The following is a 12,256-nucleotide window of genomic DNA, read 5'->3' on the forward strand; positions in this document are numbered from 1 at the left end:
AGTGAGTGGTTCCTCGTCGCCGGGGAGGTTCGGGAGACTGACCGGCCGCGTGTCGCCGGGAAGCTTCAAGAGTACCCGTCGCCTACCCGCGACTATGGAGCAGTCGGAAGAACGTGAGGTGAAGAACCCCCACCCCTGAGGTGGTCGGCGTCGACATCAGCGGTCGCCACGAGGAGGCTGGCGAGTATCTGATGGTCGCCGCCGCGGTCCACGCGGTCGTCGACTCGACGCGCATCCGCAGCGTCGAGGGGATGGGCTTTGCGACCAGCCGCGCCCAGCCGACGCTGGACGCGACGCTCGCCGTCGTCGCCGAGGCCGTCGCCGAGTTGCCGAACACGCCTGACGGGCCGGTCGTCTCCGAGCGCGGCGAGTTCTACGAGGAGCCTGCCGAACGTGTCGAGTTGGAGTTTCGGCCACCGTTCAAGTACATCGAGAGCATAGCCGAACGCGAAACAGTGCAAGCCGCCCACTACGCCGCCTACGCCGCCCGAGAGCTACTGTTATGACAGGGACGAAAGCCGTCGTCGCCAAACGCGTCGACACCGGAAGTGCCGATTTGGAAGAGATCACCGACCTCGCCCGCTCTGCGGGCTACGACGTCGTCGGCTCGCTCACGCAGACGCGTGAGGAGGACGCCGCCTACGGCTTCGGAAAGGGGAAGGTCGACGAGTTGGCCGCAGTCGTCAGAGAGACGGATGCGGACGTCGTCGTCGTCGACAACCGACTCGGGCCGTATCAGACCTACAACATCGGCCAGAAACTGCCCGAGGGCGTCGAGGTCGTCGACCGATTCACGCTCATCCTCGACATCTTCGGCCAGCGGGCACACACGCGAAAGGCGCAGCTCCAGGTCGAACTCGCCGAGTTGCGGTACGAACTCCCCCGCGCCGCCGCCAAGGCCAGCCTCGCCAAGCGCGACGAGCGGCCGGGGTTCATGGGACTCGGCGAGTACGACGAGAGCCGCGAGCGCGACATCAAGTCCCAGATCGCCAACATCAAGCAGGAACTCGACGCCATCGCCGACAAGGAGGAGACCCGCCGCGCCGAGCGTCGGGAGTCGGGCTTCGACCTCGTCGCGCTGGCGGGCTACACCAACGCGGGCAAGTCGACGCTGATGCGCCGGCTGGCCGAGGACCTCGACGTCGACGAGAACGAGGACCTCCATCCGGACCTCCAGACGACCGCCGAGTCGCAGGACGAGCTGTTCACGACGCTCGGAACGACCACCCGCCGCGCCGACACCGGGATGCGGAACGTCCTCCTGACAGACACGGTCGGGTTCGTCTCGAACCTGCCGCACTGGCTGGTCGAGTCGTTCCAGTCGACGCTCGACTCGGTCTATCGTGCAGACCTCGTGCTCCTCGTTGTCGACGCCAGCGAGCCCGTCGAGGAGATGCGCGAGAAGCTCGTCACCTGCCACGACACGCTCTACGAGCGCAACGAGGCACCCATCGTCACCGTCCTCAACAAGGCCGACAAGGTCGACCCCGAGGAACTCGAAGAGAAGAAGCAGGCACTCACCGCGCTCGCGCCGAACCCCGTCGTCGTCTCGGGGCTGACCGGCGAGAACGTCGCGGAACTCTGCGAACGCATCGAGGCCGACCTCCCCGAGTGGCACGACGAGCGGCTGATGCTCCCGATGACCGACGACACGATGAGCGTCGTCTCGTGGATTCACGACCACGGCCACGTCGACGCCGAAGAGTACACCGACGACAACGTCATGCTGGAGTTCAAAGCACGCCCCGAAATCATCGAGAAGGCACGCTCGAAGGCGGCGGACCTGTCGGTCGCGGCGAACTGACGGCCGAGTCTTCGCTCTCTCTATCTCTCACCGCCGGATTCCGCACACCCCCGAGACATATTTATGCATATTCAGATAGAACAGAAATTCGAATGACGATGGGAGGGACACCCGAGCTGTTCTGGGAGGAGGGCGACAGTCTGGCGGGGACGACCGAGGCACTGGCTCCCGAGAGGCGGGTCGTCGCCGACGCCGACGGCGTCGACACGTGGCTCGAGGAGAAGGTCGGCGACAGCCTCCGAACCGTCGGTCTCTACGACGGAACGACGCTCGAACTGCTGTTCGTCCGGCCGGACGTCGTGACCACGTACGACGAGGGTGACTTCGAAGACATCGCTCGTGAGATGGGCTTCGCGTCCGCGCTCACCGACAAGCACAAAGAGCGGGTCTACGAGGTCGGCGACCTCGACCACGTCGTCCGCGGGTTCGAGGAGGCGACGATGGTGCGCATCCCGATCGACGAGCACCGAGGCGTCTTCTTCTCGTTCGACGCGAGCGAGGAGGTCGAACTACCGACGCTCGTCGAAGAGCTTCAGTCGGCCGTCGACCCCGAGTTCCGATAACCTACTTGACCGCGCGCTTCTCCTTCGACAGCACCTCGACGTCCGTAATTCGAGTGCCCGGATACTGCCCCTCGCTGTCCTTCTCGGCGGCCTTCACCATGTCCCAGACGACGTTGAGTCCCGTCGTCACGCCCTCCAACGCTTCCATCTCGACGCCCGTCTTGCCCGTCGTCTCGACGGCGACTTCGAGGACGACGCGGTCCTCGTGGACCGTGAAGTCGGTGTCGACGTTCGTGATGGGAATCTGGTGGCACATCGGAATCGTCTCCCAGGTGTGCTTGACGGCCTGAATCGCACCGATGCGGGCCGTCGCGAGGACGTCGCCCTTCGCGATGCCGTCGTCGTGAATCGCCGCGACCGTCGACGGCTGGAGATGGATGACACCGCGGGCGACCGCCCGGCGGGCCGTGTCGGGTTTCGCGCCGACGTCGACCATCTGGACGTTGCCCTCCGTGTCGGTGTGGGTGAGGTCGTCGCCAGTGTCTCCCTGTTTCGTCGGCGTCGGGTCGTCCGAGGGGTCACTCATCGTCGTCACCCCACAGTGCCAGCGGCAGTTCGTCCACGAGGTCCGTCGCCACCAGCCCGTAGCCCTGTCTGTCGACCACGCGGTCCCCCGCACGGCCGTTGACGTAGGCCGCGATGGCCGCGGCGTCGACGAGCGGCTGTGTGCAGGCCAGCGCGCCCGTCGCGCCCGCCAGCACGTCGCCCGTCCCGCCGACAGTCATACCGGGGTTGCCCGTCCGGCCGATGCGGGTCGTCTCGCCGTCCGAGACGATGTCGTAGGCACCCTTCACGAGCAGCGTGTGGCCGACCTCGGCGGCGAACTCGGTCACCAGCCCTTCGCGTTCGCGCCAGTCGTCGCTCGTCTCCCCGCCCATCTTCCGCAACTCGCCCTGATGTGGCGTACAGAGCAGGTCGGCGTCCGTCTCGACCTCGGGGACGACCTGGAGCGCGTCGGCGTCGACGACGGCGGTGCCCGAAAAGCCAGCCAGGAAGTTCGAGACAGCTGTGAGCGTCGCCTGCGCGTCGCCGAGACCGGGACCGAGGACCGTCACGTCGTGCTCCGCAGCGAGCGACTGGACGTGGTCGACGGCCTCGGGAGTGAACCGCTCGCCCTCGAAGGGTCGGACGATGAGGTTCTCCGAGTAACCCTGGATCTCGTCGGCCACGTTGTTCGGGCAGGCAACCCGCACGAGGTCGGCACCGGCCCGGAGCGCGGCCTGTGCGGCCAACGCAGGCGCGCCGGTGTACGGCCCGCCACCGACGACGAGCACCTCGCCGTGGTCGCCCTTGTGGCTCGCGGACTTCCGGGTGAGTCGGGTCAGGTCGCCGGGACCGACGAAGGTCTCGGCGGCCGCGGGGATGCCGATGTCGGCGACGGTCACCTCGGTCTTCAAACTCTCCAGACCGGGCTTCATGTCGTGGAAGGTCACGACGTGGTCCGCCTCGACTGCGCCCGCAGCGGCCTCGCCGGTGTTCGCGTCGACGCCGGAGGGGACGTCGACGGCGACGACGAGGGCGTCAGAGTCGTTGATGGCGCGGGCCGCAGTCGCTTCGGGTTCTCGGAGCGACCCGGTGATACCCGTCCCGAGCATCGCGTCGACGACGACGTCGGGGTCGTCGAGCGCGAGGTCCGCCGAGTCGCGGACGACCTGTGTCTCGAACTCGGCGTCCTGCAGGGCATCCCAGTTCTCGCGGGCGATGTCGGTCGTGATGGTTTCAGCGCGGCCGAGCAGATGAACCGTCACGTCGTAGTCCTTCAGGAAGCGGGCCGCGACGAGGGCGTCGCCGCCGTTGTTGCCGCGGCCACAGACGAGGGCGACCTGCGCGCCCTCCTCTGAGGCCTCGCGGACGGCGCGGGCGACGGCGTTGCCGCTGGACTCCATCAGCTGTTTCTGTGGGACCCCCAGTGCCGCCGCGTTGCGGTCGACGACGGCCATGCGTTCGGCGGTTATCATGGCTCGCGCTTCGCTCGGGGCGGTGTTAAGATGTGGGTGTCCGAGAGTGAATCAGTTGCCCGCGGCCGACTCCTGATGTCCGCTCGTCTTCCCCGCGAGCCAGTTGCCGACCAGCGCGCCGACGATGCCCGAGAGACCGACGAGCGTGGTCGCAAGGAGGACGTAGCCGAGCAGCATCAGCCCCTGAAGAACGGTGAACCACGCCGGTTGGTTCAGGCCGACGATGTAGCCGAGCGGTTCGGCGACCTGCAGGAGTACCGGCAGCGAGCCGACGAGACCGACACGGAAGCCGACCTGCGTGGGCGTCTCCGGGCGGCCGTGAAAGAGGTAGCCGCCGACGAAGCCCGCGAGGACGACGAGAGTGAAGTCCAGATTTCCCGAGGCCATCTGCCAGTAGTCGAGTCCGACAACGATGGCAGTGAGACCGCCAGCGACGACGGCGAACCGCCAGTAGGTGGCGGTCAGGAAGTCACGGAGCGCTCGGAGCGGACGAAGTGGATGGAGGGCCATGCTGACTTGTTCACAACGAAATAACATAAGCACGCCGCTCACGCTGGACCCAGCCGACGAGTCGTGTCAGTCAGAATGTAAACGCAACGAGGTGTGTTAACTGATTCCGAACCGTTTAGTTGGTGGAACTGCAATCAGAAGTAATGTCCGGACTCCTACCGTCCGAACCGCCCGAGGGGGAGGACCACGACGACGAGGGTGACCTCCGCGTCCTCTGGCTCGACGACGAGGAGTCTGACGAACTCATCAGTTCGCTCTCGTCGGAGACGGCCCGCTCGATTCTGACCGCCCTCTATGACGCCCCCGAGACGGCCTCGGAACTCTCCGAGCGCGTCGACACCTCCATCCAGAACGTCCGCCACCATCTGACACGACTCCAAGACGCCGGCCTCGTCGAGGTGAAAGACATCCGCTACTCGGTCAAGGGCCGGGAGATGAACGTCTACGGGCCCGTCGACGACTCGCTCGTCGTCTGCGTCGGCAGCGCGGACGACCGCTCGTCCTTCCTCGACTCGCTCAAACGACTCGTCGGCACTGTCGCCGTCCTCGGCGTCCTCAGTCTGCTCGTCCAGTTCGCGTTCGGCGCGGGCGTCGTCGACCTCGGCGGGCCGGCCGGTGGTCCCCGTGTCGGCGACAGTCTCGGTGGCGCGGCCGGACCAGTCCTCGGCCTCCTCCCGCCGGGCGTCGCCTTCCTCGCGGGCGGGCTGCTCGTCCTCGCGCTCGTCGCCGGGTGGGAATACCGGCGGAGGTAACCCAATGAAACGGAGTCGGTCTCGCGGGAGGTGGGAGCCGTGAGCCGCCGTCGGATAGCCCTGCAGCTCTTCGTGACGCTCCTCCTCGTCTCGGCGGCCGGGCTGCCCGCAGTCACGTCCACTGCGGTCGGTGGGGGGAGTGAGACGGGCGGCTTCGCCGACGGCCACTGGCGACTCTTCACCGAGGCGGCTGGGAGCGAGGAGAGCGAGGAGAGCGAGGGGAGCGAAGCTGGGACTGCGGCACCCACGGCGACTCAGACCGACCCCGCCGAAGAGCATCCGTGGCTGACACTCCACCAGACTCGGTCCCAACCGACCGACGGCGTCCAGGCCATCCGCGCCGACGAACTCCACGAGCAGGGCGTCACTGGCGAGGACGTCCGCGTCGGCGTCGTCGGCAGCACGTTCGCCGCCGACCACGAGGCCATCGCGGGGCACGTCGCCGACCACTACAGCGTCGAGCGGCCGCCGGTCCGGCCGCGGAGCGAGACGGGCCACGACACCGCCGTCGCCGAGGTCGTCACGCGGACCGCACCGGGTGCGGACCTCTATCTCGCCGAGGTGGGGACGAGTCCGACCGGTGACTCCTACGCCGACGCCGTCTCGTGGCTCGTCGCCAACGACGTCGACGTCGTCGTCGACGCCGGGAGCTACTTCTCGACGGCGGACGGCGACACGGACCGCATCGCCGCCGTCGCCGAGAACGCCTCCGACGACGGGGTGGTCTTCGTCACCTCCGCGGGCAACTACGGCGACCGCCACTGGCGCGGCGTCGACGACGGCGAGGGCTGGGTCGAGTTCGCCCCGGACTCGGAGGCCAACCCCCTCGCCGACGGCACCGCCACGAGCGGCCGAGTCTCGCTGCGGCTCTCGTGGAACACCTCGGCCGACTACGACCTCTATCTCTACCGCAAGGGGACGGCGCGTGACCCGGTCGTCGCCAAATCGGTGACGCGGCAGAACGGGACGAACGCCACGGCGACGGAGACCATCAACGCCGTCGTCCCGAAGGGCGTCTACTACGTCGGCATCTACGCTCACGACGCGGGCGGGACGGCCGACGCTGACGGCGCGAACCGTACGAGTCACACGAACGCTACGAGTCCCGCGAACCACACGACCCCCACGACCAGTCGGCTCCGGCTGTTCTCGACGACGACGTCGCTGACGCACACGACGTCGGGCAGCATGGTCGCGCCCGCGACGAGCGGCTCGGTCATCGCCGTCGGAGCCATCGACGTCCGGAGCGGCCAGCTCCGCGACTACAGCTCCCACGGCACCGACGAGTTCGACGTCGACGTCGGCGCGCCGGACGGGGTGGGAACGCGCGTCACCGGGACGTTCTACGGGACCTCCGCGGCCGCGCCGTACGTCGCAGGCACGGCGGCACTCGTCGAGTCCTCCTACGACGGGCTGTCGCCGCGCGAGGTCGAGCAGTTGCTCGAACGGACGGCGGACGGCGAAAGTCGGCGACTCGACGCGGTCGACGCCGTCGAGGCGGCTGCCGCGGTTCGGCGTGCGAACGTCGACGGCCACGACGGCCACGAGGTCGACAGCGTCGGCGGCGTCGACGACATCGATGACTTCGACGATATCGACGACACGGCCGAGGGAAACGGCCCATGACAATCCTCGCCGCACAGTTGAATACGCACGCGACCGAGAGAGACGACATGGGAGCCGACCGACCCGTCCGGAGCCGTCAGTGACGCCTGCCTCCGAGAGGCGGCGTCGAAGCGGTCCGCGCGCGGAGCCGCGGATTCGAGAGTACTGGAGTTGGATCGCCGTCGCGCTGTTCTTGCTCGTGACGGTCGACCTCCTGACGTCGCTCTATGCGGCCGCCGCCGTCGGCGTCGGTGCCGAGAGCAATCCGCTGATGCGGTGGCTCCTCGGACAGTCGGTTCCGGTCGTCGTCGGCGTCAACGTCCTCGCGGTCGTCCTCGTCGCAGTGGCCTTCGCCGGAGTGATGCGGATGCTCCGGGTGACGCCCGCGCCGTACGACCGCTACTTCGCGTTCGGGATCGAACTCTGGCTCGGTCTGCTGCTCGCCGCCGGGCTGTTCGTCTTCGCGAACAATCTCTCGGTCGTCGTCCTCGGCGACAGTCTGCTGTGAGTTTCGTCGTCGCCAGCAGGCCGCCCCCATCGACGGGCCGACCTCGCCGACAAGCCGCCCTCGCTGACGACACCCCAGCCGAACCCTTTTGTCTGAGAAGGCGACCACGCTCCGATACAGCTAACCATGACGGACAGTGAGGAAGCGACGTGACCTGGGAGTCGGTGTTCGGCCACGCGGAGCCGTATCCAGAACAGGCGGCAGGCATCGAGACGGCCATCGAGACCGCAGACGACGGCGGCTTCGTCGTCCTCGAAGGTGCCTGTGGGACTGGCAAGACCATGCTCGCGCTGACGGCGGGCATCGACCGCGTGCGCGACCCCGACTCCGACTACGAACGCGTGGTCGTCCTCACGAGCGTCAAACAGCAGCTCCGACAGTTCGAGGACGACCTCCGCACCATCAACGACAACCTCCCCGACGACTGGCGACCCGTCTCCGGGCTGACGCTCGTCGGCAAGGCGGACGTCTGTCCGTACAGCCGCGAGCGCGTCGCTGGCATCGACGAGAAGAACGTCTACGACCGCTGTGAGGGACTCCGCGAGCGGACGCGAAACCTCGTCGGCGACGGCGGCGACACCACCGCCGCGAGCCTCGTCTCGCAGGCCCGGAGTGCCCAGACCGGACTCGCCGACTCAAGCTCCAGCGGTCCCGACTATCTCGAGACCGCGGGCGACCCGACGCCCTACTTGCCAGAAATGCCCGAGTACGGCGACACCGAGTTCTGCCCGTTCTACGCGCAGTTCCTCGACGACCTGCCGGAGGACGGCGACCCCATCGAGGCCGTCCCGTTCGACTTCGACAGTCAGGGCCTCATCGAACCCGACGACCTCGTCTCGCTCTCCGCTGGCTTCGGCACCTGTCCCCACTCGATGATGGGCGCGGTGCTTTCCCACGTCGAGGTCGTCGTCGGCAACTACTACCACGCCTTCGACCCGACGACGGCGTCGACGTTCACCGGCGCGCTGCTCGACGACTCGACGTTCCTTGTCTGCGACGAGGCGCATATGCTCGAACCGCGCGTCCGCGACCTCGTCAGCGACGCCGTCGGTGACGTGAGCCTCCGCGACGCCGAATCGGAGCTGACGCGCGTCATCCAGCCCGTCGAGTTCGAGGACGACGGCGCGAAGTCGACCGGCGCGCAGACGATGGACGCCCAACTCGTCCGCGCCGAACTCGAGGAGTCAGACGTCACGCTCAGCGAGTTGAAGGAACTCCGGTCGTTCGTCCGCGACCTCCGCGAGGAACTCGACCGGCGCGTCACGGCCCACCTCGACCACGTCCAACCCGACTGGCGGGCCGATTTGACCCAACTGGACGACCACGAACTTCCCCTCCGGGACCCCGAGGTCCCCGCGACCGACGAGATCACCGAGTGGGCAGGAGAGGAGGGCTACGACGGCGGCGTCTGGGCGCGCGCCGAGATCATCGGTTCGACCGTCGCCCGCATCCTCAACTCCGCCGAGGAGGAGGACAAGAAACGGGTGACGCCCGGTGTCGGCCGCGTTCTCGGCGAGTGGTACCGCCAGGACCACGAGCGCTACTTCCGCGAAATCGAGTTAGAGAGAACGTGGGACGAGACGCAGCCACCGGACTCGTGGCGACGCGCCTACAACGCCCGGCTCGCGCTGCACAACTGCGTCCCGAGCGACGCCATCGGCGACCGGCTCGCCGAGTTCGGCGGCGGCGTCCTGATGAGCGCGACGCTCGAACCGCTCGACGTCTTCCGTCGCGTCTCGGGACTCGATTACTTGGAGGAAGAAGGCCGCCCCGTCGTCGAACGGACCTTCGGTCTTGGCTTCCCCGAGGAGAACCGTGCGAGCTTCGCGGTCGACGCGCCGAAGTTCACCTACGGCAACCGCGGGTCGCCGGGCGAGGACAACGAGACGCGCCGCGTCTACGCCGACTCGGTCGCGGAAGTCGCCCGACGCCCCGGCAACGTGCTCGTCGGGATGCCGAGCTACGGCGAGGCCGAGTGGATCGCGAGCGTCCTCCGCGAGCGACTGGACAAGCCTGTCCTCGTCGACGAGTCGAGTGACGACGTCGCCACCGAGTCGCTGAAGACGGACTTCTTCGGCGGGCAGGACAAGGTGCTCGTGACCAGTCTGCGAGGGACGCTCACCGAGGGCGTCGACTACCGCGGCGACCGCCTGTCGGCCGCCGTCGTCTGCGGCGTCCCCATCATCAACACGGCCAGTCCCCGAACCAAAGCGCTCGTGACGGCCTACGACCGGGAGTTCGGCAGCGACGGGAGCGCGGCGGGTCGTGGTACTGGCGGCGGCGGTGGCGGCGGTGGAAGCCGAAGCGGCTTCGAGACCGCCCTGACTGTCCCGGCGGTCCGCAAGGCGCGGCAGGCCATCGGCCGCGTCATCCGCGGAAGCGACGAGGTCGGCGTCCGCGTCTTCGTCGACGGCCGCTACGCTCGCGAGTCGTGGAACAGCGTCCGCGAGTATCTGCCCGAAGAAGAGCGCGAGGAGTTCCGTCCGGTGAGTCCCGATATGCTGTCGTTCGCGCTCGACCGTTTCTGGGACGGCGAGGCGAGTCTCTAAGTCACACCGACTGAGTCGACGAGTCGACTCAGGGCAGGAGGAAGTAGAAGAAGACGAGGTAGCCGCCGACGAGGACGCCGCCGTCGAGCCGGGAGATGTCGCGGTTGTTGAGCATGATGGCGATGATGCCGAAGGTGAAGACGATGAGCACCGGGAAGTCGAAGCTGAGCGTGTCCGTGGGGACGTTGAGCGGGACCATCAGCGCGAGCACGCCGAGGACAGCGAGGATGTTGTAGATGTTGGAGCCGACGACGTTGCCGATGGAGAGTTCTTCCTCACCGCGAGCCGCGCTGACGACGGAGGCCGCCAGTTCCGGCAGCGACGTCCCGAACGCGAGCACCGTGAGACCGACGAAGCGCGGCCCGAAGCCGAGTGCTTCGAGCGCGCCCTGGCCGCCCTGGATGAGCCAGCGCGAGCCGAGCAGGAGCAACAGGAGGCCGCCACCGAGCTTCGCGAAGTCCATCAGCTTGGGGTCGACGTCCTCGTCGAGGTCGACCTCGTCGGACTCGACTTCACCCTCGGTCTGCTGCATCCGGTAGAACAGATAGCCCGTGAACGCCGCGAGCAGCAGGAGAAACACCCCACCGTCGAAGCGACCGAGAGTACCGTCGAGTCCCAGACCGACGAGGAGCACCGCCGCGAGCACCATGAAGGGCACGTGCTCGCGGAAGACGTCCTCGTTGACAGAGAGCGGCCGGATGAGCGCGGCGATGCCGAGCACGAGACCGATGTTGGCGATGTTGGAACCGATGATGGCTCCCAGCCCGAGGCTCGTCGAGTAGTCGAGTCCCGAGAGGATGGCGACGAACAGTTCGGGCGTCGTCGTCGCGAAGGCGACGACGGTGACGCCGACGATCGCGGCCTTGAGTCCGAAGCCGAGCGCGAGGCGGGCGGCACCGTCGACGAGGAGTTCGGCACCGAGATACAAGAGGAGAATGCCCACGACGAGATAGAGCGTGTTCGTCGAGAGCAGCACGTCGGCTGCCGAGACTCCCCCGCCGGTCTGGAGTACCACCGGTGTGTCAGGAGATAACAGATAGCTCGATAAGTCGGCCGAACGGAACATTACCGGTCGGTAGCCGACAACGAGTGATAAATCCGCCGAGTCAGCCATCAGGAACAATAATTATGAATCTGAGAGAATCAACAGTCCAGAGGAGTCAGTAGCGCGGAGGGAGCTTCGGGCGCGCGGTGCGTCGGTGGCGGTGCGTGAGAGGGGTCGTGGGTCAGTTCTCGGTCCACTCGGCCTTGCAGTCGTCGTCACAGAAATGCCGGTGCTGGACGATACCGTCCTCGACAGACGTGAGCACGCGGTGTGTGGGCGATTGGATGATCAGTTCGCCGCAGGTCGCACACTCGGGTGCGTTGCTCTCGTCTACGTCCTCACCGAGGTCAGAGGTGGGGTCAACCATGTTCCGGAAGAGTCGTCGCTGGCGGCACTTCAATCCGACTGCGACGGCAGTTTCGGCCGAAGGGAGAGCCTGCCGACCGCTACGTTCGGCTATGGAGTCCTCTTAGCGGGGTTTATGTGGCCGCCGCGGGTTTTCTCACCCGAGTCATGTCAGGCGTCGACACGGAGTTCGAGGCGGTGGACCGTCGGAGAGACACGGATACGCGGACGGGACGCGACTTCGACCTCCACAGTGTCGTCGTCAGCGACGGAAACGGTCCCGACGAGTGTACCATCTTTCCGCGACAACGCGGCCACCTGGACAGAACCACGGTCTGGCTCTCGGCGAACTTCGACTGCTTCGTCGACCTCGCCGACGCCTGCTAGCCGGAGATCATCTCGCGGAGGTCCTCGGGGTCGACGGCGACGCCGTGGTCGTCCCACATATGTTCGAGCATGACGGCGACGAGCTGTTCGTCGTCCTCCGACGTGACCTCGTAGGGACAGCCCGGCCGACAGACGAGCTTCCGGCTCCAGCCCATGGGTTGTGCGTCGTGAGGAGTCGGTGAGTGGTACGTGTTTCTCGGGGTTTCGAGACGGTTTCGTTCGTTGAGGGG

Annotated in this window: 14 protein-coding genes; 8 read left to right on the top strand and 6 right to left on the bottom strand. The window is 67.2% G+C overall.

The window, feature by feature from the left end:
- The first annotated feature begins 191 nt into the window (after positions 1-191).
- From BLR57_RS12010 to BLR57_RS12020, 3 genes are all read left to right on the top strand, one after another.
- Positions 192-506, top strand: a complete 315-nt coding sequence (locus BLR57_RS12010) for a DUF2209 family protein (RefSeq protein WP_244510020.1) — start codon at positions 192-194, stop codon at positions 504-506.
- The gene (hflX, locus tag BLR57_RS12015; protein ID WP_089697797.1) at positions 503-1,804 is read left to right on the top strand and encodes a GTPase HflX; all 1,302 of its coding nucleotides are present in this window, start codon (positions 503-505) and stop codon (positions 1,802-1,804) included. Before BLR57_RS12010 ends, hflX begins: the two co-directional genes overlap by 4 nt.
- A gap of 92 nt (positions 1,805-1,896) precedes the next feature.
- Positions 1,897-2,367, top strand: coding sequence for a DUF7522 family protein (locus BLR57_RS12020; protein WP_089697799.1), 471 nt, complete (start codon positions 1,897-1,899; stop codon positions 2,365-2,367).
- A gap of 1 nt (position 2,368) precedes the next feature.
- On the opposite strand, the gene moaC is transcribed toward BLR57_RS12020, so the two are convergent.
- From moaC to BLR57_RS12035, 3 genes are read right to left on the bottom strand one after another with little or no spacing between them, the layout of a single operon-like run.
- Complete coding sequence (gene moaC / locus BLR57_RS12025) at positions 2,369-2,893, bottom strand: cyclic pyranopterin monophosphate synthase MoaC (RefSeq protein ID WP_089698400.1); 525 nt, start codon at positions 2,891-2,893, stop codon at positions 2,369-2,371.
- Positions 2,886-4,325, bottom strand: a complete 1,440-nt coding sequence (locus tag BLR57_RS12030) for an NAD(P)H-hydrate dehydratase (RefSeq protein ID WP_089697801.1) — start codon at positions 4,323-4,325, stop codon at positions 2,886-2,888. Before BLR57_RS12030 ends, moaC begins: the two co-directional genes overlap by 8 nt.
- 51 nt (positions 4,326-4,376) lie before the next feature.
- Complete coding sequence (locus BLR57_RS12035; protein WP_089697803.1) at positions 4,377-4,835, bottom strand: DUF5518 domain-containing protein; 459 nt, start codon at positions 4,833-4,835, stop codon at positions 4,377-4,379.
- A 143-nt stretch (positions 4,836-4,978) separates the two neighbouring features.
- Here BLR57_RS12035 and BLR57_RS12040 point away from each other — a divergent pair, with 143 nt between their 5' ends.
- The 4 genes from BLR57_RS12040 (at position 4,979) to BLR57_RS12055 (ending at position 10,249) form a co-directional block, all read left to right on the top strand.
- Positions 4,979-5,587: an ArsR/SmtB family transcription factor gene (locus tag BLR57_RS12040; protein WP_089697804.1), complete on the top strand. Its 609-nt coding sequence runs from the start codon at positions 4,979-4,981 to the stop codon at positions 5,585-5,587.
- 39 nt (positions 5,588-5,626) lie between these two features.
- Positions 5,627-7,213 carry a S8 family serine peptidase gene (locus tag BLR57_RS19885; RefSeq protein ID WP_170830631.1) on the top strand — a complete coding sequence of 529 codons (1,587 nt, stop codon included), beginning with the start codon at positions 5,627-5,629 and terminating at the stop codon, positions 7,211-7,213.
- A 79-nt stretch (positions 7,214-7,292) separates the two neighbouring features.
- Positions 7,293-7,700, top strand: a complete 408-nt coding sequence (locus BLR57_RS12050; protein WP_089697808.1) for a hypothetical protein — start codon at positions 7,293-7,295, stop codon at positions 7,698-7,700.
- Between the two features lie 149 nt (positions 7,701-7,849).
- Positions 7,850-10,249 (top strand): ATP-dependent DNA helicase, encoded by a 2,400-nt coding sequence (locus BLR57_RS12055; RefSeq protein ID WP_089697809.1) that lies wholly within the window; start codon positions 7,850-7,852, stop codon positions 10,247-10,249.
- A 28-nt stretch (positions 10,250-10,277) separates the two neighbouring features.
- On the opposite strand, the gene BLR57_RS12060 is transcribed toward BLR57_RS12055, so the two are convergent.
- Positions 10,278-11,222, bottom strand: coding sequence for a calcium/sodium antiporter (locus BLR57_RS12060; protein ID WP_394327576.1), 945 nt, complete (start codon positions 11,220-11,222; stop codon positions 10,278-10,280).
- 253 nt (positions 11,223-11,475) lie between these two features.
- Positions 11,476-11,661: a DUF7576 family protein gene (locus tag BLR57_RS12065; protein WP_089697813.1), complete on the bottom strand. Its 186-nt coding sequence runs from the start codon at positions 11,659-11,661 to the stop codon at positions 11,476-11,478.
- Positions 11,662-11,807: 146 nt separating this feature from the next.
- Between BLR57_RS12065 and BLR57_RS12070 the strand changes: the two genes are divergently transcribed.
- Positions 11,808-12,026 carry a DUF7511 domain-containing protein gene (locus BLR57_RS12070; RefSeq protein WP_089697816.1) on the top strand — a complete coding sequence of 73 codons (219 nt, stop codon included), beginning with the start codon at positions 11,808-11,810 and terminating at the stop codon, positions 12,024-12,026.
- Here BLR57_RS12070 and BLR57_RS12075 read toward each other — a convergent pair.
- Positions 12,023-12,181 carry a DUF1059 domain-containing protein gene (locus BLR57_RS12075; RefSeq protein ID WP_089697818.1) on the bottom strand — a complete coding sequence of 53 codons (159 nt, stop codon included), beginning with the start codon at positions 12,179-12,181 and terminating at the stop codon, positions 12,023-12,025. The two genes, BLR57_RS12070 and BLR57_RS12075, sit on opposite strands and share 4 nt — an antisense overlap.
- Positions 12,182-12,256: the final 75 nt, after the last annotated feature.

The sequence above is a fragment of the Halogranum gelatinilyticum genome (assembly GCF_900103715.1).
Lineage (GTDB): Archaea > Halobacteriota > Halobacteria > Halobacteriales > Haloferacaceae > Halogranum > Halogranum gelatinilyticum.

What these genes read in the sequence shown, in the direction of transcription:
- BLR57_RS12010 (WP_244510020.1), top strand. Translation starts at nt 192, where the DNA reads ATGGTCGCCGCCGCGGTCCACGCGGTCGTCGACTCGACGCGCATCCGC.
- hflX (WP_089697797.1), top strand. Translation starts at nt 503, where the DNA reads ATGACAGGGACGAAAGCCGTCGTCGCCAAACGCGTCGACACCGGAAGT.
- BLR57_RS12020 (WP_089697799.1), top strand. Translation starts at nt 1,897, where the DNA reads ATGACGATGGGAGGGACACCCGAGCTGTTCTGGGAGGAGGGCGACAGT.
- moaC (WP_089698400.1), bottom strand. Translation starts at nt 2,893, where the DNA reads ATGAGTGACCCCTCGGACGACCCGACGCCGACGAAACAGGGAGACACT.
- BLR57_RS12030 (WP_089697801.1), bottom strand. Translation starts at nt 4,325, where the DNA reads ATGATAACCGCCGAACGCATGGCCGTCGTCGACCGCAACGCGGCGGCA.
- BLR57_RS12035 (WP_089697803.1), bottom strand. Translation starts at nt 4,835, where the DNA reads ATGGCCCTCCATCCACTTCGTCCGCTCCGAGCGCTCCGTGACTTCCTG.
- BLR57_RS12040 (WP_089697804.1), top strand. Translation starts at nt 4,979, where the DNA reads ATGTCCGGACTCCTACCGTCCGAACCGCCCGAGGGGGAGGACCACGAC.
- BLR57_RS12065 (WP_089697813.1), bottom strand. Translation starts at nt 11,661, where the DNA reads ATGGTTGACCCCACCTCTGACCTCGGTGAGGACGTAGACGAGAGCAAC.
- BLR57_RS12070 (WP_089697816.1), top strand. Translation starts at nt 11,808, where the DNA reads ATGTCAGGCGTCGACACGGAGTTCGAGGCGGTGGACCGTCGGAGAGAC.
- BLR57_RS12075 (WP_089697818.1), bottom strand. Translation starts at nt 12,181, where the DNA reads ATGGGCTGGAGCCGGAAGCTCGTCTGTCGGCCGGGCTGTCCCTACGAG.